Here is a 24,875-nt window from a genome sequence, read left to right on the forward strand (position 1 = left end):
GATCTCGATCGAAGGCTGATCGAAGATGGCAGCATCTTACCTGCCAGGACCCCGCCATGCTGCCCAGCCTGTTCATCTCCCACGGATCGCCCATGCTCGCCCTGCAACCCGGTGCCAGTGGCCCGGCCCTGGCCGCGCTGGCCCGTGCCCTGCCCCGGCCGAAGGCGATCGTGGTGGTGTCGGCGCACTGGGAAAGCCGCGAGCTGCTGGTGATGGGCAACGCTCAGCCGCAGACCTGGCATGACTTCCATGGTTTTCCGCCGGCGCTGTATGCCGTGCAATACCCCGCGCCCGGCGCGCCGGAACTGGCCCAGCGGATCGCCGAGCGCCTGGGCGCGCAGCTGGACTCGCAGCGACCCTTCGACCATGGTGCCTGGGTGCCGCTTTCACTGATGTATCCCGAGGCGGATATTCCGGTGGTTCAGGTGTCGCTGCCCAGCCAGGCCGGCCCTGATCTGCAACTGAAGGTTGGCCGGGCGCTGTCGACACTGCGCGAGGAAGGCATCCTGCTGATCGGCTCGGGCAGCATCACCCACAACCTGGGCGAGCTGGACTGGCATGCCGGGCCGGATGCGGTCGAGCCCTGGGCGCTGGCGTTTCGTGACTGGGTGGTGGAGCGGTTGAACGCTGGGGATGAGGCGGCGCTGGTGGATTATCGGCGGCAGGCGCCGTTTGCGCTGCGTAACCATCCCAGTGATGAGCATCTGTTGCCGTTGTTCTTTGCCATGGGGGCTGGTGGGCGGTGTGGGGTCGTGCACCAGGGGTTTACGCTGGGGGCGCTGGGGATGGATACCTATCGGTTCGACTGACGGGCCTCTTCGCGGGTAAACCCGCTCCCACAGGTACAGCGCGATACCTGTGGGAGCGGGTTTACCCGCGAAGAGGCCGGGACAGGCAAAAAAAATCCCCGACCAAAAGGCCGGGGATTTTTTATTGCAGCGCCAGGATCAGTCTTCGCGGTAACGGCGCAGCTTCAGCTGCTTGCCGGCCACGCGGGTGTCCTTGAGCTTGGTCAGCAGGCGCTCGAGACCGTCTTCCGGCAGCTCGACCAGGCTGAAGCTGTCACGCACCTGGATACGACCGATGGCGTCACGCGCCAGGCCACCCTCGTTGAGGATCGCGCCCAGCAGGTTCTTGGCGGCGATGCCGTCACGGGCACCCAGGGCGGTACGGCAACGCACGCGGCCTTCGGCCAGCGGCATCGGCGCGCGGCGCTCGCGGTCACCACGGTCCGGACGCTCGCCACGCTCGGTACGCTCAGTGCGCTCACGCGGGCTGTAGGTCGGTACCAGCGGCTGCTCGCGCTCCACCGAAGCCAGGTCCAGCGCCTGACCGTTGGTGGCCTTGCGCAGCAGGGCCGAGGCCAGGGCACGGGCACTGCAACCCAGGTCGGCGGTCAGGCGGTCGAACAGCTCGCCGTGGCTGGCTTCGGACTCGGCCACCAGCGGCGCCAGGCTCTTGGTCAGCTTCTTGATGCGCGCATCCAGCACGGCTTGCGGGTTAGGCAGGCGGGCTTCGGCGACTTTCTGACCGGTGACACGCTCGATCACCTGCAGCATGCGACGCTCACGCGGGGTGACCAGCAGCAGCGCGCGGCCATCGCGACCGGCACGGCCGGTACGGCCGATACGGTGCACGTAGGACTCCGGATCGTACGGCATGTCGACGTTGAACACGTGGGTGATGCGCGGTACGTCCAGACCACGGGCAGCGACGTCGGTGGCGACGACGATGTCCAGGCGGCCGTCCTTGAGCGAGTCGATCACGCGCTCACGCTGGTTCTGGGCAATGTCGCCGTTCAGCGCGGCAGCCTTGTAGCCTTTGGCTTCCAGGGGCGGCGGCCAGGTCCAGGGTGGCTTGCTTGGTGCGCACGAAGGCGATCAGCGCGTCGAACTCTTCCACTTCCAGCAGGCGCAGCACGGCCGGGATCTTCTGGTCGGCGTGGACCATCAGGTGGGCCTGCTCGATCGCGGTCACGGTCTGGGTCTTGCTCTGGATCTTGACGTGCTTCGGCTCGCGCAGGTGGCGCTCGGCGATGGCACGGATCGAGGCCGGCAGGGTGGCGGAGAACAGCACGGTCTGGCGGGTGGCAGGGATGGCGTCGAAGATCACTTCGAGGTCATCCATGAAGCCCAGCTTGAGCATCTCGTCGGCTTCGTCGAGTACCAGGTACTGGACGGTGGACAGGACTTTCTCGTCGCGGCGCAGGTGGTCGCACAGGCGGCCCGGGGTGGCGACGACGATCTGTGCGCCATTGCGAATGGCACGCAGTTGTGGGCCCATTGGGGCACCACCGTACACGGCCACCACGTTAACGCCCGGCATCTGCTTGGCGTAGGTTTCGAAAGCGGTGGCTACTTGCAGCGCCAACTCACGGGTTGGCGCCAGGATCAGGGCTTGCGGTTCGCGCTTGCTCACGTCGATCTTGTTGAGGATCGGCAGGGCGAAGGCAGCGGTCTTGCCGGTGCCAGTCTGCGCCTGGCCGATCATGTCGTGACCGGCGAGGATGATCGGGATCGACTGTTGCTGGATGGCCGACGGCTCTTCATAGCCGGTGGCCAGGACGGCAGCAACGATGTTCGGATTGAGTTCGAGAGCGGCGAATCCGCCGGTTTCCTGGGTCATGGGTCTGCCTCTAGGTGCATCCGCAAAGACCCATGCTCCAAAGCTGCACATGCCTTGAAAGACCAGTCGGTCACCCAGGCAGCTTTGGCGGCGGGGATTTGCGAAAACGATTGAAATAGGAACGTCTTGGGAAGGTCCGCCTAGCGGACGCGCAGCCGAAGCTGGATTCGGAGGATTTGCACCACCTGATTTTGAGGTCCGCTAAAAGACCGGCGCGTACTATACCCGAAATAGCCGTGAATTGTGAGAAATATTTCGAAGATCAAGGGCCATATTGGATCCAGGCTGAATCGTTTCCCTGTAGGAGCGGCCTTGTGCCGCGAATGGGCCGCAATGCGGCCCCAGGATGTGTGCCTACCTCAAGATCGCCGGGGCCGCTGTGCGGCCCTTTCGCGGCACAAGGCCGCTCCTACAGGGGGCGCACACTCGGATCAGGTCGCCGGGCGGATTTCCTTGATCAGGTATTCCAGCGAATAGCCCAGACGCGGCGCCAACGCTTCGGCCCGCGCCCGCACGGCATCGATATCCAGCGTCTGCTCCAGGTCCGCCGGCACCAGCACGATCACGTTGCCCTCCTTCACCGGCAGCTCCCAGTAATGGCGGTGGTACAAACCACGCAACAAGGCTGCGCCCAGCGGCTTGCCGTCGTCCCCGGCCCACTGGTTGATCACCAGCCAGCCATCGGGGTTCAGCTGCTTCTGGCAGTTCTCCAGGAAGCCCCAGGCCAGGTGGCCGACACCGGGACCATAGTCGGTATAAAGGTCGACGAACAGCAGGTCGGCCTTCTCCGCGCTGGGCAAAAGCTCGAGGGCGTCGCCCACCCGCACATACAGCCGCGGGTCGTCGTCCAGGCCCATGTACTCCATGGCCAGGCGCGGCACGTCGGGGCGCAGCTCGATGGCCTCGACATCCTCCAGCGGCAGGAACTTCAGGCACGCCTGGGTCAGGGTGCCGGCGCCAAGGCCGAGGAACAGCGCGCTCTCCGGCTGCCCGTGGCACAGCGCGCCGACCAGCATGGCGCGGGTGTAGTCGTACTCCAGCCAGCTCGGGTCGGCGGTGAAGGTGCAGCTCTGCTCGATGGCGTCGCCGAACTCGAGGAAGCGATAGTCATCCACCTCGTACACGCTGATGACGCCAAAGGCGTCCTCGACCCGTGCCAGCAGCCGCTCTTCCCGCTCCGTCGCCATCCTTACCACCTGCCCGCGCAAAACGTGCATTGTCCGCCAATGCCGGTGGTGCAACAAGCACACCGGGGCGTACCATGGCTGGCAGGCCTTAACGACACTTATGGATAGAGCTTGCGATGACCCGACAATGGACCCCTGACAGCTGGCGCGCCCTGCCGATCCAGCAGCAACCGATCTACCCCGACGCCGCGCACCTGCTGAAGGTGGAGCAGACCCTGGCCAGCTACCCGCCACTGGTGTTCGCCGGCGAAGCCCGCGAGCTGCGCCGGCAGTTCGCCGAAGTGACCCAGGGCCGGGCGTTCCTGCTGCAGGGCGGCGACTGCGCCGAGAGCTTCGCCGAATTCTCCGCGGCGAAGATCCGCGACACCTTCAAGGTGCTGCTGCAGATGGCCATTGTCATGACCTTCGCCGCCGGCTGCCCGGTGGTCAAGGTCGGGCGCATGGCCGGCCAGTTCGCCAAGCCGCGCTCGGCCAATGACGAGACCATCGGCGACATCACCCTGCCCGCCTACCGTGGCGACATCGTCAACGGCATCGGCTTCGACGAAAAGAGCCGCGTTCCCGACCCCGAGCGCCTGCTGCAGGCCTACCACCAGGCCACCGCCAGCCTCAACCTGCTGCGCGCCTTCGCCCAGGGCGGCTTCGCCGACCTGCACCAGGTGCACAAGTGGAACCTGGACTTCATCGCCAACTCGGCGCTGGCCGACAAGTACCACCAGTTGGCCAACCGCATCGACGAGACCCTGGCCTTCATGCGCGCCTGCGGCCTGGACACCGCGCCGCAACTGCGCGAGACCAGCTTCTTCACCGCCCACGAAGCGTTGCTGCTCAACTACGAGGAAGCCTTCGTGCGCAGTGACAGCCTGACCGGCGACTACTACGACTGCTCGGCGCACATGCTGTGGATCGGCGACCGCACCCGCCAGCTCGACGGCGCCCATGTCGAGTTCCTGCGCGGCGTGCACAACCCGATCGGGGTCAAGGTCGGCCCGAGCATGAACCCCGAGGAGCTGATCCGCCTGATCGATGTGCTCAACCCGGACAACGACCCGGGCCGCCTGAACCTGATCGTGCGCATGGGCGCCGGCAAGGTCGGCGACCACCTGCCGGGGCTGATCCGCACCGTGCAGCGCGAGGGGCGCCAGGTGCTGTGGAGCTCCGACCCGATGCACGGCAACACCATCAAGGCCAGCAGCGGCTACAAGACCCGCGATTTCGCGCAGATCCTCGATGAGGTCAAGCAGTTCTTCCAGGTGCACCAGGCCGAGGGCAGCCACGCTGGCGGCATTCATATCGAGATGACCGGGCAGAACGTCACCGAGTGCATCGGCGGCGCCCGGCCGATCACCGAAGATGCCCTGTCAGACCGCTACCACACCCACTGCGACCCGCGGATGAACGCCGATCAGTCGCTGGAGCTGGCGTTCCTGATCGCCGAAACCCTCAAGCAGGTACGCCGCTGAGCAATGCCTGACGCAGCCGGCTGCCCTCGGCGCGGGGGCAGTTGAGCTGCACCTGCGCCAGGCCCAGCCAGTTGGCCAGCTGCCGCAGGCTGAGCGCCAGCGCCTGGTAGCCCGCCTCGTCCAGCCCCAACGCCTCTTCGTGCACCGCATGCACCGCCAGGCGCCCGTGGGCGCGCTCAGCACGCAGGTCCAGGCGGGCGGCGATGCGCCCGTCGTGCAGGAATGGCAGCACGTAGTAGCCGTACACCCGCTTATGCGCCGGCGTGTAGATCTCCAGGCGGTAGCGGAAATCGAACAGGCGCTCGGTACGCTCGCGCGCCCAGACCAGCGAATCGAACGGCGAGAGCAAGGCGCTGGCTTCGATGCGCCTGGGAATCCGTGGCCCCCCCGCGACATAGGCCGGTTGTTTCCAGCCCTGCACGGTGCAGGCCTGCAGGTGCCCGGCCTCGACCAATACGGCCAGGGCGGCCTTGCTCTGCTGCGGCGAGAGGCGAAAGTAGTCGCGCAGGTCCTGTTCGGTGGCCACGCCCAGGGCGCCGGCGGCATGCAGCAGCAAGCCCTGGTGCGCTTCGGCCTCGCTGGGCCGGGCCTGATCGAGGATGGCCGCCGGCAGCACCCGCTCGGGCAGGTCGTACAGGCGCTCGAAACCGCGACGCCCGGCCACGGTGACCTCGCCGGCGGCGAACAGCCATTCCAACGCGTGCTTCTCTTCGCTCCAGTCCCACCAGGGGCCGGCGCGCTCCTCGCGGGTGGACAGGCTGCCCGCGCCCAGCGCGCCCTGGTCGCGCACCGCCGCCAGCACCCGTTCGATCACCTCGCGCCGCTCGCGGCCGAACGCGGCCAGTTGCCGGTAGATGCCCTTGCCGTCGGCGGCGTGGGCCATGCGCCAGCGCATCAGCGGGTACAGCGCCAGCGGCAGCAGCGATGCTTCGTGGCCCCAGTATTCGAACAATCTGCGCTGGCGGCGCTGGCCCCAGGCGAGCTGGTCCAGCAGGTCGTGCGGGTAGTCGCCCAGGCGCGAAAACAGCGGCAGGTAGTGGGAACGCACCAGGGCATTGACCGAGTCGATCTGTACCACGCCCAGGCGCTGGAACATGCGGGTGAGGCTGGCGAGGGTCGGCGGGCTGCCGGGGGACTTGCCGAAGCCCTGGGCGGACAGGGCCAGGCGGCGGGCCTGGGAAATGGACAAGCTGAGGGGCATGAAGTGGGCTCCGTCTGATGTTCAGACAGTAAAGACGCAATCGCGGGGCAAGCCCGCTCCCACGCACGATTGTGGAAGCGGTCTTGTCCCGCGATTGCAAGCTCTCTTCATTTACGCAACGGGTCCTCCCAGAAATGCCGGTCGGCCTCCTGCTGGATATCGGCCCGCGACAACCCCAGGTCGTGCAGCGTGGCATCGCTCAGGCGCGCCAGTTCGTCGCGCTGGCGGTGCAGCTCGTACCAGCGCAGCAGCCGCCCGCCGGCATCGTGCAACAGGTGGCCGAGGGTAGACCCAGGCTGGTGAGCAACGTTGAAATGACCTTTCATCTTGACGCCCTCCTTGTGGATGGCTCCAGTCTCTGCCCAGGCCTAAGATCAATCCAACGAATGTTTCTGATGTCATGCATCTCGGAGATTGATGCCATGTCCCAGTATCAGAGTCTCGACGCGGACGTGCTGCGCACCTTCGTCGCCATCGCCGAGCAAGGCGGCTTCACCCGCGCCGGCGAGGTGGTCAACCGCACCCAGTCGGCGGTGAGCATGCAGATGAAGCGCCTGGAAGAGGACATCCTGCAGCGCCAGCTGTTCGAGCGCGACGGCCGCCAGGTGCGCCTCACCGCCGAGGGCCAGGTCCTGCTGGGCTATGCCCGGCGCATCCTCAAGCTGCACGGCGAGGTGTTCAACACCCTGCGCATGCCGCACATGGTTGGCGTGGTGCGCATCGGTACCCCGGACGACTACGCCATGCGCTACCTGCCGGGCATCCTCACCCGCTTCGCCCAGGCGTACCCGTTGATCCATGTCGAGGTGCACTGCGACTCGTCCAAGCAGCTGATGCTGCGCCAGGACCTGGACCTGACCATCGTCACCCGCGAGCCGGGCAACGAGGTCGGCCAGCTGCTGCGCCAGGAGCGCCTGGTGTGGGCCGCGGCCAAGGGCTTCTGCCCCCACGAGCAGCGGCCGATGCCGCTGGCACTGTTCAACACCGACTGTTTCTGCCGCGCCTGGACCTGCAACGCCCTGGAGCGCCAGGGCATCGAATACCGCATCGCCTACACCAGCCCGAGCCTGGCGGCGATCTTCGCCATCGTGCATGCCGGCCTGGCGGTGACCGCGCAGCTACAGAGCCTGATCGGCGGCGACCTGCGCATCCTCGGCGCGGACGACGGCCTGCCGCAGTTGCACATGGCCAATGTGATGCTGCTGCGCAACGACCAGCAGCATTCGCCGATCACCGACTGCATGGCCGAGTACATCGTCGAAGGGTTCAAATAAGCATCCCCCCACCCCGTGTAGGAGATCACACAGCCTTCCGGGCTGCGCTGTCGCGCAGGGAACAAGGTTCCAGCGTGGGAGCGGGCTTGCCCCGCGATCACCGGCGAAGCCGGTGCCAAACGCCGCATCGCGGGGCAAGCCCGCTCCCACGCTGCCCCAGTCAAATCAAAGAATTATGTTTTGTTCCATGAGAGCGGGCTTGTCCCGCGATGGGCCGCAACGCGGCCCCGGCTATCTAGAGCTCGAACCCAAGCATCACCGCACACACCACCAAAAACCCGCAGAACAGCGTGCGTAACACCCTCTCCGGCAACGCATGGGCCAGCTTCACCCCCCAGCTGATGCTCAGCAAGCCACCCACAGCCAGCGGAACCCCGATGCTCCAGTCGACACTCTGGTGCAGCCCATAGGTCAGCAAGGTCACCATGGTGCTAGGCGCCGCCAACGCCAGCGATAACCCCTGGGCCACCACTTGGGTGGTGCCGAACACCGAGGTCAAGATCGGTGTGGCCACCACCGCCCCGCCCACGCCGAACAGCCCGCCCATGGTCCCGGCGAAGCTGCCCAGCACGCCCAGCCAGGGCCACGGATAACGCAGTTGGTTGCTCGGCGGCCTGACCGGCAGAAACATCCGCGCCACGTTCCAGATCGCCAGCGCCACCAGGAAACCGACGAAGTACAGGCGCATCGACTGGGCATCGATGCCCACCGCCCAGATCGACCCCAGCCAGGCGAACACAAAGCTGCACAGCGACAACGGCACCGCGTGGCGCAGCTCGATGCGGTTACGCTGGTGATAGCGCCACAGCGCCAGCAACACGTTGGGCACCACCATCACCAGGGCGGTGCCCTGGGCCAGCTGTTGGTCAAGGCCGAACAGCACGCCCAGCACCGGAATGGCGATCAACCCGCCGCCGATGCCGAACAGCCCACCCAGGGTGCCGAGCGCGGCACCCAGCACGATATACATCACCCACTCGATCATCAGCGCCTCTTCCGCCTGCTTTCAGAGAATGAGGGCATGCTAGTCAGTCACGGCTGGCGGGGAAACGCACAGCAGCGCACAATGGCTTTGCGTATTTCGCACAAGCACCGAGCCGCCATGAGCCCCGACATCCTTACCGAACAACTCAGCCTGTTCCTCGACGTGCTGGAAACCGGCAGTTTCTCCGCCGCCGCCCGGCGCCACCCGTTGACGCCCTCCGCCGTGGCGCGGCGCATCGACAACCTGGAAAGCGCGGTGGGCAGCCGCCTGTTTTCGCGCAGTACCCACGCCGTGCGCCCGACACCGGCCGGCAACGCCTTCGCCGAACGGGCCCGGCGCATCATCGAAGAGCTGCGCCTGGCGCGCGCCGAGGCGGTGTCGTTGAGCAACGCCCCGGAAGGCTTGATCCGCATCGACGCACCGGCCGCCTTCGGCCGTCGTCACCTGGCCCCGGCCATCGCTGACTTCCTGGTGGCCTACCCCGGTCTTGACGTGCAGCTGCGCCTGATCGACAGCTTCGTCGACCTGCACGGCAGCCACCTGGGCGAAGTGGACCTGGTGCTGCGCGCCGGCCCCCTGGCCGATACCCGCCTGGTGGCCACGCCCCTGGCCTACATGGTGCGCATCGCCTGTGCCAGCCCTGCGTACCTGGCCAGCCGCGGGGTGCCGGCCTGCCCCAGCGAACTGCCCGGCCACGACGGCCTCGACTGGGACGGGCTGGCCCCGCCGTTCGCCTGGCGTTTCGCGGTTGACGGCCAGACCCGCCTGTACCGTCCGGCGCGCATGCGCATGGCCGCCAACAACGCCGAGACCCTGCTGTTCGGCGCCCTGGCCGGCCTGGGCATCGCCCACCTGCCGACCTGGCTGATCAGCGACTACCTGCTGCGCGGCGAACTGGTCCCGCTGTTCTGCGACAACGGCCTGCCGCAACCTGAGACCAGCGGCATCTATGCCCTGCGCCTGGAACATGAAACGAACTCTCGCAGCCGCTTGCTGCTCGAATTTCTCAAGAGCCGTTTCAGCCCGGTGCCGCCCTGGGACCTGGCGCTGAGAAGCGAGCTGCGCTGGCAATGAGCGCACCAAGCTTTGGCGTGCTAGATTTTAACCCTTACCGATTCCAAGGACCTGCATGAACGCCGACACCCAAGCCCCCTGCAACGCGCTGCTGCTGGACAACCAGGTCTGCTTCGCCCTGCACTCGACCTCGTTGCTGATGACCAAGGTCTACAAGCCCCTGCTGCAGGCGCTGGGCCTGACCTACCCGCAGTACCTGGCCATGCTGGTCCTGTGGGAACAGGACGGCCTGACCGTGGGCGAGATCAGCCAGCGCCTGCTCACCGACCCCGGTTCGCTGACGCCGCTGCTCAAGCGCCTTGAGAGCGAAGGCCTGCTCAAGCGCAGCCGCAGCCGCGAGGATGAACGGGTGGTGCTGGTGCAACTGACCGACAAAGGCCGCGTCCTGCAGGTCGAGGCCCAGCGCGTGCCACAGTGCATTCTGCAGGCCAGCGGCCATAGCGCCGAGCAACTGCGCAAGCTGCAGGCCGACTTGCTCGCCCTGCGTGCGCAACTGCAAGAAAACCTCTGACGTCTATGCTGTGAGATGGCTGTTCGGATGAATGGTCGAATATTTAACTTGCGCGCTAAATAATTGCGCGCTAAGTTAAGCCCATACCCACTCAGCGCCGACGGCGCACAGCACCCAAGCGAGGCTCAAGATGCAAAAGGTCACTCCGCTGTACATCGCAGAAGCCACTTCCACCGGTGGTCGTGATGGCAAATCCCGCTCCAGCGACGGCAAGCTGGAAGTCAAGCTGAGCACCCCCAAGGAGCTGGGTGGCGCGGGCGGTGACGGCACCAACCCCGAGCAGATGTTCGCCGCCGGCTACTCGGCCTGCTTCATCGGCGCGCTGAAATTCGTCGCCGGCCAGGAGAAAAAGGCCCTGCCGGCGGATGCGTCGATCACCGCCAAGGTCGGCATCGGCCAGATCCCGGGCGGTTTCGGCCTGGACATCGACCTGCACATCAACCTGCCGGGCCTGGTCCAGGCCGACGCCGAAGGGCTGGTGGAGAAGGCGCACAAGGTCTGCCCTTACTCCAACGCCACCCGCGGCAATGTGGATGTGCGGTTGCATGTGACGGTGTGATACACGATCGATGTGTAGGAGCGGCCTCGTGCCGCGAAAGGACCGCAGAGCGGTCCCGGAATGCACGAGGGCTGCTTCTTAGGTTTGCCTGATCCATGGTCGGGGGCGCTTCGCGCCCCTTTCGCGGCGCAAGGCCGCTCCTACAGGGGCCAGACAACCCGCCATAAAAAAACCCGGCCGAGGCCGGGTTTTTTTATGCTTATCGCAAGAAGGATTACTTCTTGGAACGGCCCTTGAAGCTGTTGTCGCGAGTGTCGATGTCGATCCACTCGTCGATCTGGATGAAGTCGGCAACCGAGATCTCGGTACCGTTCTTCAGCTTGGCAGGCTTCATGACCTTGCCCGAGGTGTCGCCACGTGCGGCGTTCTCGGTGTAGACGACCTGACGGCTGATGGTGGTCGGCAGTTCTACCGAGACCAGGCGGCCTTCGAAGAACACGGCTTCGCAGATGTCTTCCATGCCTTCTTCGATGTACGGCAGAACGGCGTCGATGTCTTCGGCGTTCAGTTCGTACATGGTGTAGTCGGTGGTGTCCATGAAGGTGTACGAGTCACCGCTGATGAACGACAGGGTCGCTTCTTTGCGATCCAGGATCACGTCGTCCAGCTTGTCGTCCGCACCGTATACGGTTTCGGTCTTGTAGCCGGTCAGCAGGTTCTTCAGCTTGGTCTTCATGATCGCGCTGTTACGGCCCGACTTGGTGAACTCAGCTTTCTGAACCAGCCACGGGTCGTTGTCGATCCGCAGTACGGTACCGGGTTTCAGTTCTTTACCAGTTTTCATTACGAAGTATCCGAATCTGGATGGATTTATAAAAATCGAGGCCGCGTATCATAGCGAATTTCGGTAAAACTGTACCAGCCTCGTAGCAAGGTCCGGCCGAGCGGCCTGCGCGGCCTGCCACTGGCGGGCATGTTCGCGCACTTCGTCCCAGTGCGGCTGCAGCGCCTGCCAGGCCTGGCCCATCGGGCGATCCATGTTCCAGGCGCGCCACAGTTCGGTCAGCGCCTGCCCGGCGGCGGCCGACAGGCCTTGGCGATAAAGGGCGAGGAATGCCTCGAGCTTTTCCCAGTGGGCGTTCTCTTCCTGGATGTAGATGTGCCAGAGCATCGGCACGCCAGCCCATTGCGCGCGCACGAACGAGTCTTCGCCGCGCACGGCGTTGAAATCGCAGCTCCACAGCAGCCGGTCGTAGTCCTCCTGGCTGACGAAAGGCAGCACCTGCACGGTCAAGGCTCCGCGCCGATGCAGCGCGCCCACGGGCAGGTCAGCCACGCCCAGCCAGCTGCCGAGGTCTCCCAGGATGCGCCCCTGCGGTACCAGCAGATGGGTGGGATGCACATCGGCGGCCAGCACATCGAGCCAGTTGCCCAGCTGCGGGTTCTCGTAGGCGAACAGCGAGATCAGCCGGGCCCCTTCCTGGGGATGCACAGCCAATCCTGCCAGGAACTTCGCCCGCTCGCCGGGCGACTGCCGGAACGCCTGGCAACGCGGTAGCAAGGTGGCTTCACGCAGCAACCCACCGGTGTTCTCGGTGAAGCCCGGGAAGAAGAAGAACTTGCGCAGCCCATTGGCCTGGGGCGAGGGCAAGCCATGGCAGCCCTCCACCCAGTCTTCGGCACTGAGGTAGTCCAGGTTCAGCCACAAAGGCGGCGTGGGCTGACGGGCCATGGCCTCGACGTAGCCGTCCGGCAGTTGGCAAGCAAAGGCGCCTACCACCACCTGGGCTGGCTCCGCCCCTTGCCACGTGACAGGCCAGTGGCGTACCTCGACCCCTTGCCGCCACTGCTGCCCGGCCTGGCTGTCGGCGTCCGGACACAGGCGCGCGAAAGCCTGCAGGTCGTCCACCCACAGGCGCACCGCCAGGTCGTGCTCGGCCGCCAGCTGGCGCGCCAGGCGCCAGGTGACGCCGATGTCGCCATAGTTGTCGACGACCGTGCAGAAGATGTCCCTAGGTGGTTTTCATCGCCACGTTCCGTTACCTGCGAAAAAAGACCGCGGATTTTGCGGATATTTACCCGTCAGCAAAAGCGCGGCGCTGAAAAAACCTGTCGCGCCATGCGAGAATGGTCCCTCGAACCGCCTGCCAGGAGGCCGCCATGCCCCGCCCCCGCGAATTGAAGATCACCCTCAGACCCGTGCAACTGGTGCTGTGCGTCGCCCTGGGTCTGTGGCTCGGCGCCGTGGCCATCGCCTTGAGCCTGTGGCTGGCCCTGCGCCTGTGGCCGGCACAGGTGCAGCCACTGGTCGAGGCCGCCGTCCCCGCCGTGGTCCAGCCTGCGCCTGCCGCCGCGCCAGCACAACCGGCCGACGCCCAGGCGCAGATGTTCGAGCACTACAAGGAGATCCTGCACAAGCAGGAACTGCAACAGGCCGCCGAGGCCGCCCAGGGCAATCCGCGCAACCTGAACAGCCCCAAGTGCCAGTTCTGGCTGCAGCAGAACCGCACCGCGCCGACCGACAAGAGCCAGGCCAACGTGCTGGAGTTCTGCTACTGACCATGGACAAGGCCTGCCTGCTGCAATGCATCATCGCCACCCTCGAGCTCGACATGGAGGTGCTGCGCCGTGCCGCCCAGACCGCCTACGAGGCCGCCACCGCCGAAGAGAACATCGCCGAGAACAAGTACGACACCCTGGGGCTTGAGGCGTCGTACCTGGCCACCGGGCAGGCGCGGCGCACGGCCGAGATCCGCCAGGCGTTGCACACCTACCAGCAGTGGGTGCTGCGCGACTATGACCCGGCGCGGGGGATCCAGATCGGTTGCCTGGTGACACTGGAGGATGAGGCGGGTCAGCGGCGCCGGCTGTTCCTCGGACCGGAAGGGGCCGGGCTGAAGGTTGGCGAGGGGGATGGGCTGGTGACGGTAATCACGCCGCGCGCACCGCTGGGGCAGCAACTGCTCGGCAAGCGGGTGGATGACGAAGTGGGCCTGGTGGTGGCTGGGGTGGCGCAGGTGCAGTTCATCATCGATATCACCTGATAGAGCGCCATCGCGGGGCAAGCCCGCTCCCACGCAGCCCACAGGAGCCTGAGTCATCATGCAAGACCGTGACTCCTGAGCTCGATGCAGTGCCGTCGTGGGAGCGGGCTTGCCCCGCGAAAGGCCATCAATGGCGCTGCAACGCATCGAACCGCCCCGCCAGCCCCTGCTCGGCGAACTGCTCCACCACGAAATCGATGAAGGCCCGGGTCTTACCCGGCAACAGCTTGCGCTCGGCGTAGTACAGGCTGATATGTCCATCGTCCACGTACCAGTCCGGCAACACCCGGCTCAGACGCCCGGCAGTCAGATAGGGCAAGGCGAACGGCAGGCTGACCAGGGCGATGCCCAGGCCTTGCTCGGCCACCGCGCAGGCGGCGTCTGAATCGCTCATGGTCAGGCGCTGGGGCAGTTGCAGCGGCTGTTGCTCCTGCCAGCGACTGGTCAGCGGCCAACTGCGCACCCGGCCGGTCTGCGGCGAGCGGATAAGGATGCCGGCGCACGCCTGCAACTGCTCCGGGCGGCTCAGTGGTCCGTGCTGTTGCAGGTAGCCCGGCGAAGCGACCAGCACTCGGTGTGCCGGGGTCAGCTTGCGCGCCACCACCCCCGGCGGCAGTTCGAAGCCGCCACCGATGGCGGCGTCGAAGCCCTGGCCGATCAGGTCGACCTGGCGATTGTCGAAGTGCCAGTCCGCCGTCACCGCCGGAAAACGGGCCAGGAACTCGCCCAGCAGCGGCAACACGTACAGGCGCCCGAATACCGTGCCCATGCTGACCCGCAACACGCCCGAGGGATGCCCTTCGCAGTTGGCGAGGTTGGCCACCGCGTACTGGATGGTGCGAAAGCTCTCGCTCACTTCGGCCAGAAAGCGCTGACCGGCCTCGGTCAGGGTCAACTTGCGCGTGCTGCGCAGGAACAACCGCACACCGAGCCGCGCCTCCAGCTGGGCGACGTTCTTGCCGACCGCCGCCGGGGTGAGCGACAGGCGCCTGGCCGCCTCGGCAAAGCTGCCAACCTCGGCGCTGCGGATGAAGCATTCCAGGCTGCTGAAGGATTCCATCACGGCCATTATCAACTCCTGGTTTATTCTGAGTAACTCGATTGCCATCTTATCAACAGGTAATCGAGCGCCGATACTGCGTCCATCCCAAGGCATCCGGCCTTGCTTCACTGCAGGAGATCAGCATGTCCCAAGCACTTCCCCTCACCGGTAAGGTGGCCCTGGTCCAGGGCGGTTCCCGCGGTATCGGCGCGGCCATCGTCCGCCGCCTGGCCCGCGACGGCGCCAAGGTCGCCTTCACCTATGTCAGTTCCAGCGCCAGCGCCGAAGCCCTGGCGGGTGAAATCAACAACGCCGGCGGCCAGGCCCTGGCCCTGCGCGCCGACAGCGCCGACATCCAGGCCGTGCAACAGGCCGTGGCCGACACCGCCAAGGCCTACGGCGGTCTCGATATCCTGGTCAACAACGCCGGCGTGCTGGCGGTGGCGCCAGTGACCGAATTCGACCTGGCCGACTTCGACCGCCTGCTGGCGATCAACGTGCGCAGCGTGTTCGTGGCCACCCAGGCAGCGGTGAAGCACATGGGCAAAGGTGGACGGATCATCAACATCGGCAGTACCAACGCCGAGCGCATGCCGTTCGCCGGCGGCGCACCCTATGCCATGAGCAAGTCGGCGCTGGTCGGCCTGACCAAGGGCCTGGCCCGGGACCTGGGGCCGCAGGGGATCACCGTCAATAATGTGCAGCCGGGGCCGGTGGACACCGACATGAACCCGGCCAGCGGCGAGTTCGCCGAGAGCCTGATTCCGTTGATGGCCATCGGGCGCTACGGGCAGGCGGATGAAATCGCCAGCTTTGTTGCCTACCTGGCGGGGCCTGAAGCAGGGTACATCACCGGGGCGAGCCTGCTGGCCGATGGTGGGTTTGCGGCCTGAGGTGCCATTCCCCTGTAGGAGCGGCCTTGTGCCGCGAAAGGGCCGCGCAGCGACCCCTGCGATCCATGCGTCGACGCTGAGATCCTGGGGCTGCCTTGCAGCCCTTTCGCGGCGCAAGGCCGCTCCTACAGGGGAGCATCAGGTCGGCGGGAGGCTCTGTTCCATGACGTCGAGGAACGCCCGCGCCGCGGGCGTGGGGCTCGGCGACCAGACCGCATACAAATGCCGCACCGGCGCATCCACCAGCGGCACCATGGCCACCCCCTGAAAACCCCGGGCGACACGCTCGGGCACCAACCCCAGCGCCATCGCGCGCTGGACGAACTTTTCCACCAGGCGAATATGGCCAATCTCGAACTGCACCCGATGCTGCAACCCCGCCGCCTGGAACGCCTCATCGGTCTGCCGGCGCGCCCCGGTGCCCTCGGGAAAGTCCACCAGCACCTCGTCGGCCAGATCGGCCAGGGCCAGCCGCGCCCTGCCCGCCAGCCGATGACCGGGCGGCAACACCGCCACCAGTTCCTCCCGCGCCAGCAGGCGATGCTGCACGCCATGCAGCGCCTCGCCCTGCCACAGGCCGATGAAACCCACGTCCAGGCGCCGTTCGCAGACGTCCGCCATCAGCAACTCGCTCTTGGCGGTCAACCAGCGCACGTCCACATCCGGATAACGCTCATGGAACACCGCCAGCAGATCGACCAGGTCGAGCGCTGTGAGCGAGCTGATCTCGCCGATCGACAGGCGTCCACGCACCTGTCCGCAGGCGGCGGCGACATCCTCGGCCACCCGCCGCGCCGCCGCCACCGCCGGCCGGGCGCTGAGCACGAAGGCCTCGCCGGCCGGAGTCAGGCGCACGCGCCGCGAACTGCGCTCGAACAGGCTCACCCCCAACTGTGCCTCCAGCCGCGCCACCTGGTGGCTGAGGGCCGACTGCACCACATGGCAGCGCTCGGCGGCGCGGGTGAAACTGCCGGTGTCGGCCACGGCCAGGGCGTATTCGAGCTGCTTGAGGTTCATCAATCTATCTGCTTTCAAGATGGATAAGTTGAAAACTATACATTGGCGTCATGCAAGACACTTCCTGATACTTGTCGCCACACAACCTTGCCTGCAACGAGACAACCCATGAACACCCCGACTCTCGGCCGCGCCCTGATCCTGCTGATGGCTACCGCAACCGGCCTGGCCGTGGCCAGCAACTACTACGCGCAACCGCTGCTGCACAGCATCGCCCAACAGTTCGGCCTGAGCACCGCCAGCGCCGGCACCATTGTCATCGCCGCCCAGCTCAGCTACGGCGCCGGGCTGCTGTTGCTGGCGCCGCTGGGTGACCTGTTCGAGCAGCGCCGGCTGATCGTCACCATGGTGCTGATCGCCACCGCCGGGCTGCTGATCAGCGCCTGCGCGCCAAGCCTGCCGTGGCTGCTGTTCGGCACCGCGCTGACCGGGCTGTTCTCGGTGGTGGCCCAGGTATTGGTGCCCATGGCCGCCGCCCTGAGCGCCCCGGAGCAACGCGGCCGCGCCGTGGGCACGCTGATGAGCGGGCTGTTGCTGGGCATCCTGCTGGCGCGCACCGCCGCCGGCTTCATGGCCGAGCTGGGTGGCTGGCGCAGCATCTACGTGCTGGCGGCGGTGCTGATGGCAATCAGCGCCCTCGCTCTTTACCGCAGCCTGCCGCGGCACCACAGCCACGCAGGGCTCAAGTACCCGGCGCTGATCGGCTCGGTGTTTCGCCTGTTCGCCGAGGAGCCGGTACTGCGTCTGCGCTCGCTGCTGGGGTTGCTGGCGTTCAGCCTGTTCGCGCTGTTCTGGACGCCGCTGGCGTTCCTGCTGAGCAATGCGCCCTATCACTATTCCGACGCGGTGATCGGCCTGTTCGGCCTGGCCGGGGCGGTCGGTGCGCTGGCAGCCAACTGGGCCGGGCGCCTGGCTGATCGAGGCAAGGGGCCGCTGGGCACCACCGTGGGGCTGGTGGCGCTGCTGCTGTCGTGGGTGCCGCTGGGTTTCGCGCAGCAGTCGCTGGTGGCGTTGCTGGTGGGGGTGCTGCTGCTCGACCTGGCGGTGCAACTGGTACACGTGAGCAACCAGAACGCGGTGATCGTGCTGCGGCCAGAGGCGCGTACGCGGCTCAATGCCGGGTATATCACCTGTTACTTCATTGGTGGGGCGCTGGGGTCGTTGCTGGGGACGCAGCTCTTCGAGGTGCATGGCTGGGACGGGATCGTGGTGGCCGGGCTGGTGATCGGGGCGCTGGCGTTGGTGGTGTGGGGGTTGGCTGAGCGCAAGCGGGGAAAGGCAGCGGTGACAGCCTGAATGCTTGTCAGTGACTCGCCTACTAGCGTGGGAGCGGGCTTGCCCCGCGATTCGATATATGGCACCGGCTTCGCCGGTGATCGCGGGGCGAGCCCGCTCCCACGCTGGTAGGCGGTCAGGGCATCAACCGGATTTGGCCTCGATGAACGCTTCATCCACCCGCGCCAGCTGCGTCTCGCTCAACACCCCGGCCTGGTAATGCAGTTTGATCCACGCCAGCAGGTAGTCGTAGCGCGCCTGGGCCAGGTCGCGGCGGGTGGTGGCCAGCTGCTGTTCGGCATTGAGCACGTCCAGGTTAACCCGCTCGCCGCCCTGCACGCTCTTGCGCGTGGACACTACCAACGCCTCGGCCGCCACCAGCGCCCGCTCGTAGGCGCGCAGGCGGCTGGCGCCGGACTCGCAAGCGTTGTACTGCCTGCGCAGCTCGATCAGCGCGCTGCGGGTGTTGCCATCAAGCTCGTACTCGGCCTGCTCCAGGTGCCGGCTGGCCTGGCGGGTCGAGGCCAGCACGCCGCCCCCGGCGAAGATCGGCACGCTGACTTCGATACCCACGGTATTGGTGTCGTAGCGCTGGTTGTAGGTGTTACCGCTGTCCGACTCCTGGCGCCGCGAGGTGGCGAACGCGGTGACCTTGGGCAGGTGCCCGGCACGGTTGCGCTCGACTTCGTAACGCGCCACTTCCAGCGCCTGGCGTGACGAGGCCAGTTGTGGGTTGTTGGCCAGGGCCCGCTCCTGCCACGCCTCGTAGCCGCTGGGGTCGACCACCGGCAGGGCGAAGCCCAGGCGCAGCGGCGCCAGGTCCTCGACCCGCACCGCCGGCTCGCCGATCAACGCGCCCAGCTCGCGCAGCGCGGCATCCTGCTCGTTGCGCGCCTTGATCTCCTCGGCGTCGGCCAGCTCGTAGCGGGCCTGGGCTTCGAGGATGTCGGTGCGGGTGCCTTCACCGGCGTCGAACAGACGCTGGTTCTGCTGGAACTGCTGGCGGTAGGCCTGCTTGCTGGCCACGCTGATGGCAATCTGGTCCTGGGCGAACAACGCCTGGGTGTAGTTGGTCATCACCCGCACCAGCAACTGCTGGCTCTGGTCACGGAAGCTTTCGTCGGCGAACAACGCCTGGGCCACACCCTTGCGGTAGCTCGAATACGCCTCGTAGTCGAACAGCGGCTGCTGGAGGATGAAGGTCGAACCCATGCTGTTGTAGTTGCGGTCCTCCTTCTGCCGGCGCGAATCGCCGAGGTAGCGCACCTCGGAGTCGTTGCGCCCCTTGTTGTAGCTGTACGAGATGTTCGGCAGCAGGCCGGCGCGGCCGATGGCGCGGTATTCCTGGCCGGCCTCGCGGGCCTTGAACGCCGCGAGGTAGGTCGGGTCGCGGCGCAGGGCCTGCTCGTATACCTGGAACGGCCCCATGCCGGCCAGGGCGATGGTCGGCAGCCAGGCGCAAGCCAGCAGCAGCCCGGTCAGTGGGAACTTCTTCACTGGGCGGTCCTTATTGTTCGGTCAAGGCGGTGCCTGCACGGTCGAGCAGGGGTTTGAACAGGTAGTTGAGCAGCGAGCGCTCACCGGTACGCACGAACAGCTCGGCGGGCATGCCCGGACGGATTGCCAACCCCTCGAGACGCGCCAGCGCTTCTTCGCTGACGGTGCTGCGCAGCACGTAATACGGCTGGCCGCTGCGCTCGTCGATCAGCTGGTCGGCCGACACCAGCGCCACCTCCCCGGTCACCCGTGGCGTGCGGTTCTGGTTGAAGGCGGTGAACAGGATGTCCACCGGCAGTTGCGGCGCCACCTTGTCCACCAGGTTCACCGGCAGGCGCCCTTCCACTTCCAGCGCGGTGCCCTGGGGCACGATTTCCAGCAGGGTGTCGCCAGCTCGCACCACGGCGCCTTCGGTATGTACGCCGAGGTTGACCGCCACGCCGTCGGCTGGCGCCAGGATCTCGCTGTGCTGCAACTCGAAGTGCGCGGAGTTGAGCTGCTGTTCCAGGGTCGCGGCCTTGACCTGAGCGTCGGCCAGTTGCGTGCGCACCTCCTTCTGGTACTCCTCGCGGCGCTGTTGCAGGTTGAGCCGGGACTCGACGATCACCTGCTCCAGGCGTGCGCTCTCGCCGGCGTTCTGCGCCAGGTCGCGCTGCACCTGCGACAACTGGCGCTGGTACTCGAGCACGCGGTTGCGCGGGATGTAGCCGTCGCCGGCCAGCGGACGCAGGCTGTCGAGCTGCTCGCGCAGCGAATCGGCCTGGGCCTGCAGGTCGCTGCGCGCGCGGCGCATGCCGGTCAGCTGGGCCTGGGAGCCGTCGATGCTGGCGGCCAGGGCGCCCTGCTCGCGAGCCTGGGCCTGGCGGCGGCTGTCGAACAGCTGGCGCTGGCCTTCGACAATCAGTGCCAGGCGGGCGTCGGAATCTTCCAGCAGCTCTGCGGGAAACTGCACCTGCCCCAGGTTGTCGCGCTCGCTCTGCCAGCGCGCCAGGGCGGCGCGGGTCATGCGGTACTGGGCCTGCAGCGCATCGACATCGGCCTGCACCTGGGTACGGTCGAGGCGGAACAGCGGCTCGCCCTGGCGTACCTGCTGGCCTTCGCTGACCAGAATGCGGCTGACCACCCCGGCGGCCATCGACTGCACCGCCTTGCGCTTGCCCGATACCACCACGGTGCCCTGCACCGGCACGCCCTGGTCAAGTGGGGCGAGGCTGGCCCAGGCCATGAAACCACCAAAACCGACCAGGGTCAGCAACCAACCCAGGCGAACATGGAAACGTGCATCACGGGTGTGCTGGCTCATGCGCCACCTCCGGCTTGCAGCGGGCGTTGCGCCGGGGCCTGGCCCATGGCGTGGAGGATGTCGCGGGCCGGGCCGAAGCCCTGCATGCGCCCTTCGTTCATCACCAGCAGCTTGTCGGCCTGGGCCAGCGCCGCGCTGCGGTGGGTCACCAGCACCACGGTGCGGCCCTGGGCCTTGAGCTGGACGATGGCGTTGGCCAGCGCGGCCTCGCCGTGGCTGTCGAGGTTGGAGTTGGGTTCGTCGAGCACGATCAGCCGGGCATCGCCGTACAGGGCGCGGGCCAGGGCGATGCGCTGCTTCTGCCCGCCGGAGAGGTCGACGCCCTCCTCGCCCAGGCGCGTGTCGTAGCCCTGGGGCAGGCGCAGGATCAAATCATGCACGCCGGCCAGGCGGGCCGCCTCGACCACCTTGATGCCGTCCAGCTCGCCGAAGCGGGCGATGTTCTCGGCGATACTGCCGCGCAGCAGTTCGATGTTCTGCGGCAGGTAGCCGATGTGCGGGCCCAGGCCATCGCGATCCCACTGACTGAGCTCGGCGCCGTCGAGGCGCACATGGCCGCTCATCGTCGGCCACACGCCGACCAGCACCTTGGCCAAGGTCGACTTGCCCGAGCCCGAAGCGCCCAGCACGCCGAGCAGTTCACCCGGTGCCAGGGCGAAGTTCACCTGCTGCAGGGTGGCCAGGTTGCGCCCGGGCGGGCCGGCGCTGACCTGCTCCACCGCCAGTTGTCCGGTAGGCACCGGCAGCGGCATCGGCGTCGGCGGCTCAGGGTGCTCGCGCAGCAGGACGTCCAGGCGCTGGTAGGCCAGCTGCGCGCCGCTCCACTGCTTCCACACCGCGATCAGCTGGTCGATCGGGGCGAGTACCCGGCCCATCAGGATGGAGCCGGCGATCATCATGCCCGGGGTCATCTGCCCCTCGATCACCAGCAGCGCGCCCAGCCCCAGCACCAGCGATTGCAGGCACAGGCGCAGGCCCTTGCTGGTGGCGGTGATCACCGCCGACGTATCGCTGGCCTTGTTCTGCAGGTCGAGGAAGCGCCCGTGCAAGGTGTACCAGCGCTGGCGCAGGGCGCCGAGCATGCCCATGGCCTGGATGCTCTCGGCGCTTTGCAGCTGGCTGCCGGCCAACTGCGTCGATTGCAACTGGAAGCCACTGGCCTCGGCCAGGGTGGCGTGGGTGAGGCGTTCGTTGAGGATCGCCAGGGCGATCAGCAGCAGCGCGCCGACCGTGGCCATCACCCCCAGCCAGACGTTGAAGGCGAAGATCACCGCCAGGTAGATGGGGAACCAGGGCGCATCGAAGAAGGCGAACAGCGCGGGGCCGGTGATGAACTGGCGCAGCTGGGTCAGATCGCCCAGGGCCTGCCCGGCGGCGCCGTCGCGCTGGCGCAAGTTGCGCTCGAAGGCGGCGCGGTAGACCTTCAAGTTGAAACTTTTCTCCAACTGGTTGCCCACGCGGATGACAATGAAACTGCGGACTGCTTCAAGCCCGCCTATATAAACGAAGAAGCCGACCACCATCAGGGTAAGCACCCACAAAGTTGTGGTGCTCTGCGAACTCAGTACACGGTCGTACACTTGAAGCATATAAATCGACGGCACCAGCATGAGCAAGTTGATCAATGCCGTGAAACAGCCCACGCTGATCAAGGTTGACTTATGTTCGCCGAGTGCCGCCCACAAAGGCGCCCCGGGCTTTTGGCTCGGTAGTTTCATGTTTCGCCCTGGCTCGCCTGGAACTTTTTAGTTCCAGGTGGGAATTATTTGTCGAGGCGCTCGAGCACCAGTTGCTTGCCGTCCGGGGTGGTCCAGGCGTAGCGCTGGGCACCTTCGCGGCTGAAATGCACCACGCTGCTGCCGTCACCGCCCACCAGGCCTATGGTGTCGGGGGTCACCAGCCAGCTGCCGGGGCGCAGGCCTATCAGCCCCTTGGCGCATTCCAGGTCACCTTCGATTTCGCCTTCCGTGGCGCCAAGACGCAGGTCGCAGGCCTGCGTCTGCTGCTGTTCGGGGTAAAGCTGCCAACGGCCGGCCAGTTGCGCGGCGTTGGGGAGTAACAGGCTGCTCGCCATGACTACCTCGGTCATCGACACCATGGGGATCGCGGCCAGCGCGATCGTTTTCAGGTTTGCTTTCATTGGTTCGCCTCACCGGCAAAAGGGGCGACGCGCAAGCGCCGCCCCCTGTTGCATCAGACCACGATGTCGGTGACAGCGGCCTGGCCAACGGTGGTCACCAGGAAGTCAGCCGAGCTGTTTCCGGTGAAGTCGATGGACAGGCTGCCCAGGTTGGTGGCCTGGTCGTAGGTCAGCAGCGCCTCGCCGGCATGACCGGTAAAGGCGTTGACGAACTGCAGCGGCAGCTTGTTCACGGCGAACGCGGAGATGGCCGACAGGTCGATCTTGTCCACGCCCGAGGTGAAGTCCATGATGCGATCCGGCGCCGCCTTGGTCGAGTCGCTGACAGCCGCGAACACGAAGGTGTCCGAGCCGCTGCCGCCCCACAGTTGGTCGGCACCGCCGCCGCCGTAGATGATGTCGTTGCCGGCACCACCCTTGAGCACGTTGGCCAGCGCGTTGCCGATCAGCAGGTCGTTGCCCGAGCCACCGAAGGCGTTTTCAATGGTCACGCCCTTGGCGATGGAGACGTTGCCGACCATGCCGCCGACGTCGGAGAACGACGCTTCGTTGAGGTTGATCTTCTGGTTCTGGGTGAACCCGGAGAAGTCGAAGGTGTCGTTGCCGCCACCGTCCCACACCGAGAACACCAGCTTCGACGAGGCCGAGGTGGCCGAGTAGAAGTCGCGATCAGCGGTGGAGTTGAAGCCGTAGGTGGTGTCATTGGCACGGGTGGCGTAGTTGGCGCCGTAGAGCTTCTGGATCGCCAGGATGTCGTCCATCAGCGGGGCCGAGGCGTAGTACTGACCGCCACCCTTGATGAAGTTCTGGCCGTTGTTGCTCTCGCTCCAGTAGCTCATGATGCTGTAGCCACGGGTGTCCTGGGCGTAGTCGGCATCACGGTAGGTCGGGTTGCCCTCGCCGGCGTTGTAGTCGCCAGGGTGGGACAGGCCCAGTACGTGACCGATCTCGTGGGTCAGGGTCTGACGACCGTAGTTGCCGGTGCCAGGGTTGATGTTGACCTGGTAGCCGCTGTTGATCAGGTACCAGGATTCACCCTTGTGCGAGCCCGGGCCGTCGAACGGCAGGTAGGCGAATGCCGCGCCGCCGTTGCTGGCGCTGAAGTTGCCGTAGGTCATGTGGCCATCGCCACCCGATGCCGCCTCGGTGAAGGTGACCTTGGCCACGTCCGCCCAGGACTGCATGGACAGCTTGGCTTGTTGCTTCTGCAGGTCGCTGAACTGGCTGAAGGTGCCCAGTCCGCGGCTGTAGAAGTCCGCCGGTGCCTTGGTCAGGAAGGTGTAGGTGAGGCTGATCGTGCCGTCCTTGTTCAGGTCTTTCCAGGAAGCGCCGTCACGCAGGATGTGATCGGCGGCCTGGTCGGCCGTGAAGGACTTCTTGCCATTGATGTTCGCGCCGCCGCGGTCGTACTGGTGGGCAAAGCTGTCGATCAGGCCGAAGGAAGAACTTGGGCCCTTCGGTTGCAGTGCGGAAACGGCGGAAACAATGGCGTTTTCTTTGACTTTCGACATGCAGATTACTTCCTTGTGTACAAAAAAGCAGTTGATGTCCGACAGGGTTCTCCCACCGGGCGAGAACTTCCTGTCACTCGCCTTTATGAGGCGCAAAAAAACTGACACACATTGAAACTTGATGTCCAGCGTTTTTTGACGTCATTTTTTCGTTTTCGAAAATTAAACTGCGCCGTACTAATTTGCGCAAACTGCGATGGATCAACGGCGCCAGCGATAAGCATTAGTTACAGTCATGCCCCATGACAGTTATAGACAACGGTTCGAAGTTTACTTTCGAAAATGCGACTTTCACTTGTTGAGCGCCACCGCTCGCTCGTCTATGCGCTTTACT

The 24,875-nt window shown here is 66.0% G+C and carries 23 protein-coding genes and 1 pseudogene; 10 read left to right on the forward strand and 14 right to left on the reverse strand.

The window, feature by feature from the left end; translation table 11 throughout:
- The first annotated feature begins 56 nt into the window (after nucleotides 1–56).
- Nucleotides 57–809, forward strand: coding sequence for a DODA-type extradiol aromatic ring-opening family dioxygenase (locus tag ACZ899_RS11800; RefSeq protein WP_234562533.1), 753 nt, complete (start codon nucleotides 57–59; stop codon nucleotides 807–809).
- Between the two features lie 138 nt (nucleotides 810–947).
- On the opposite strand, the pseudogene ACZ899_RS11805 reads toward ACZ899_RS11800, so the two are convergent.
- Together ACZ899_RS11805 and ACZ899_RS11810 are read right to left on the reverse strand one after the other, a co-directional pair.
- A pseudogene (locus tag ACZ899_RS11805) lies at nucleotides 948–2,625 on the reverse strand (DEAD/DEAH box helicase).
- Between the two features lie 431 nt (nucleotides 2,626–3,056).
- A complete protein-coding gene (locus ACZ899_RS11810; protein WP_234562532.1) occupies nucleotides 3,057–3,812 on the reverse strand; it encodes a spermidine synthase in 756 nt (251 codons plus the stop codon).
- A 116-nt stretch (nucleotides 3,813–3,928) separates the two neighbouring features.
- Between ACZ899_RS11810 and ACZ899_RS11815 the strand changes: the two genes are divergently transcribed.
- Complete coding sequence (locus tag ACZ899_RS11815; RefSeq protein WP_028691729.1) at nucleotides 3,929–5,275, forward strand: class II 3-deoxy-7-phosphoheptulonate synthase; 1,347 nt, start codon at nucleotides 3,929–3,931, stop codon at nucleotides 5,273–5,275.
- On the opposite strand, the gene ACZ899_RS11820 is transcribed toward ACZ899_RS11815, so the two are convergent.
- Together ACZ899_RS11820 and ACZ899_RS11825 are read right to left on the reverse strand one after the other, a co-directional pair.
- A complete protein-coding gene (locus ACZ899_RS11820) occupies nucleotides 5,256–6,476 on the reverse strand; it encodes a winged helix-turn-helix domain-containing protein (RefSeq protein ID WP_234562531.1) in 1,221 nt (406 codons plus the stop codon). The genes ACZ899_RS11815 and ACZ899_RS11820 overlap by 20 nt on opposite strands.
- Before the next feature lie 107 nt (nucleotides 6,477–6,583).
- A complete protein-coding gene (locus tag ACZ899_RS11825; protein WP_028691731.1) occupies nucleotides 6,584–6,802 on the reverse strand; it encodes a DUF1127 domain-containing protein in 219 nt (72 codons plus the stop codon).
- Between the two features lie 96 nt (nucleotides 6,803–6,898).
- Here ACZ899_RS11825 and ACZ899_RS11830 point away from each other — a divergent pair, with 96 nt between their 5' ends.
- Nucleotides 6,899–7,750, forward strand: a complete 852-nt coding sequence (locus ACZ899_RS11830) for a LysR substrate-binding domain-containing protein (protein WP_028691732.1) — start codon at nucleotides 6,899–6,901, stop codon at nucleotides 7,748–7,750.
- A gap of 235 nt (nucleotides 7,751–7,985) precedes the next feature.
- Here ACZ899_RS11830 and ACZ899_RS11835 read toward each other — a convergent pair whose 3' ends face one another.
- A complete protein-coding gene (locus ACZ899_RS11835; protein WP_234562530.1) occupies nucleotides 7,986–8,735 on the reverse strand; it encodes a sulfite exporter TauE/SafE family protein in 750 nt (249 codons plus the stop codon).
- Between the two features lie 117 nt (nucleotides 8,736–8,852).
- Between ACZ899_RS11835 and ACZ899_RS11840 the strand changes: the two genes are divergently transcribed.
- From ACZ899_RS11840 to ACZ899_RS11850, 3 genes are all read left to right on the forward strand, one after another.
- The gene (locus ACZ899_RS11840; RefSeq protein WP_232856398.1) at nucleotides 8,853–9,809 is read left to right on the forward strand and encodes a LysR family transcriptional regulator; all 957 of its coding nucleotides are present in this window, start codon (nucleotides 8,853–8,855) and stop codon (nucleotides 9,807–9,809) included.
- Nucleotides 9,810–9,864: 55 nt separating this feature from the next.
- Entirely contained in the window at nucleotides 9,865–10,320 is a 456-nt protein-coding gene (locus ACZ899_RS11845; protein WP_234562529.1) for a MarR family winged helix-turn-helix transcriptional regulator, read from the forward strand.
- A gap of 130 nt (nucleotides 10,321–10,450) precedes the next feature.
- Nucleotides 10,451–10,879 carry an organic hydroperoxide resistance protein gene (locus ACZ899_RS11850; RefSeq protein WP_234562528.1) on the forward strand — a complete coding sequence of 143 codons (429 nt, stop codon included), beginning with the start codon at nucleotides 10,451–10,453 and terminating at the stop codon, nucleotides 10,877–10,879.
- A 214-nt stretch (nucleotides 10,880–11,093) separates the two neighbouring features.
- Here ACZ899_RS11850 and efp read toward each other — a convergent pair whose 3' ends face one another.
- Nucleotides 11,094–11,663 carry an elongation factor P gene (gene efp, locus ACZ899_RS11855; protein ID WP_060483780.1) on the reverse strand — a complete coding sequence of 190 codons (570 nt, stop codon included), beginning with the start codon at nucleotides 11,661–11,663 and terminating at the stop codon, nucleotides 11,094–11,096.
- 48 nt (nucleotides 11,664–11,711) lie between these two features.
- Nucleotides 11,712–12,827, reverse strand: a complete 1,116-nt coding sequence (gene earP / locus ACZ899_RS11860; RefSeq protein WP_485628015.1) for an elongation factor P maturation arginine rhamnosyltransferase EarP — start codon at nucleotides 12,825–12,827, stop codon at nucleotides 11,712–11,714.
- Between the two features lie 152 nt (nucleotides 12,828–12,979).
- On the opposite strand from earP, the gene ACZ899_RS11865 reads away from it, so the two are divergent.
- Nucleotides 12,980–13,378, forward strand: coding sequence for a hypothetical protein (locus ACZ899_RS11865; RefSeq protein ID WP_234562527.1), 399 nt, complete (start codon nucleotides 12,980–12,982; stop codon nucleotides 13,376–13,378).
- 2 nt (nucleotides 13,379–13,380) lie between these two features.
- Nucleotides 13,381–13,863, forward strand: coding sequence for a GreA/GreB family elongation factor (locus ACZ899_RS11870; protein ID WP_234562526.1), 483 nt, complete (start codon nucleotides 13,381–13,383; stop codon nucleotides 13,861–13,863).
- A gap of 127 nt (nucleotides 13,864–13,990) precedes the next feature.
- Here ACZ899_RS11870 and ACZ899_RS11875 read toward each other — a convergent pair whose 3' ends face one another.
- Complete coding sequence (locus ACZ899_RS11875; protein WP_234562536.1) at nucleotides 13,991–14,923, reverse strand: LysR family transcriptional regulator; 933 nt, start codon at nucleotides 14,921–14,923, stop codon at nucleotides 13,991–13,993.
- A gap of 125 nt (nucleotides 14,924–15,048) precedes the next feature.
- On the opposite strand from ACZ899_RS11875, the gene ACZ899_RS11880 reads away from it, so the two are divergent.
- On the forward strand, nucleotides 15,049–15,798 hold the full coding sequence (locus tag ACZ899_RS11880; RefSeq protein WP_234562525.1) for a 3-oxoacyl-ACP reductase family protein: 750 nt from the start codon (nucleotides 15,049–15,051) through the stop codon (nucleotides 15,796–15,798).
- 138 nt (nucleotides 15,799–15,936) lie between these two features.
- On the opposite strand, the gene ACZ899_RS11885 is transcribed toward ACZ899_RS11880, so the two are convergent.
- Complete coding sequence (locus tag ACZ899_RS11885; protein ID WP_203647582.1) at nucleotides 15,937–16,815, reverse strand: LysR family transcriptional regulator; 879 nt, start codon at nucleotides 16,813–16,815, stop codon at nucleotides 15,937–15,939.
- Between the two features lie 108 nt (nucleotides 16,816–16,923).
- On the opposite strand from ACZ899_RS11885, the gene ACZ899_RS11890 reads away from it, so the two are divergent.
- On the forward strand, nucleotides 16,924–18,111 hold the full coding sequence (locus ACZ899_RS11890; protein ID WP_234562524.1) for an MFS transporter: 1,188 nt from the start codon (nucleotides 16,924–16,926) through the stop codon (nucleotides 18,109–18,111).
- Nucleotides 18,112–18,234: 123 nt separating this feature from the next.
- Here the strand turns inward: ACZ899_RS11890 and ACZ899_RS11895 are convergent, their stop codons facing one another.
- From ACZ899_RS11895 to ACZ899_RS11915, 5 genes are read right to left on the reverse strand one after another with little or no spacing between them, the layout of a single operon-like run.
- Nucleotides 18,235–19,587 carry a TolC family outer membrane protein gene (locus ACZ899_RS11895; protein WP_442800042.1) on the reverse strand — a complete coding sequence of 451 codons (1,353 nt, stop codon included), beginning with the start codon at nucleotides 19,585–19,587 and terminating at the stop codon, nucleotides 18,235–18,237.
- Between the two features lie 10 nt (nucleotides 19,588–19,597).
- Nucleotides 19,598–20,890 carry an HlyD family type I secretion periplasmic adaptor subunit gene (locus ACZ899_RS11900; RefSeq protein WP_203647584.1) on the reverse strand — a complete coding sequence of 431 codons (1,293 nt, stop codon included), beginning with the start codon at nucleotides 20,888–20,890 and terminating at the stop codon, nucleotides 19,598–19,600.
- Nucleotides 20,887–22,608 (reverse strand): type I secretion system permease/ATPase, encoded by a 1,722-nt coding sequence (locus ACZ899_RS11905; protein ID WP_234562523.1) that lies wholly within the window; start codon nucleotides 22,606–22,608, stop codon nucleotides 20,887–20,889. The genes ACZ899_RS11900 and ACZ899_RS11905 overlap by 4 nt, the downstream gene beginning before the upstream one ends.
- 44 nt (nucleotides 22,609–22,652) lie before the next feature.
- Nucleotides 22,653–23,030 carry an AprI/Inh family metalloprotease inhibitor gene (locus ACZ899_RS11910; protein ID WP_234562522.1) on the reverse strand — a complete coding sequence of 126 codons (378 nt, stop codon included), beginning with the start codon at nucleotides 23,028–23,030 and terminating at the stop codon, nucleotides 22,653–22,655.
- A gap of 53 nt (nucleotides 23,031–23,083) precedes the next feature.
- Nucleotides 23,084–24,541 carry a serralysin family metalloprotease gene (locus ACZ899_RS11915; RefSeq protein WP_203647587.1) on the reverse strand — a complete coding sequence of 486 codons (1,458 nt, stop codon included), beginning with the start codon at nucleotides 24,539–24,541 and terminating at the stop codon, nucleotides 23,084–23,086.
- Between the last annotated feature and the right edge of the window lie 334 nt (nucleotides 24,542–24,875).

This window comes from Pseudomonas sp. TE31087 (assembly GCF_057284075.1).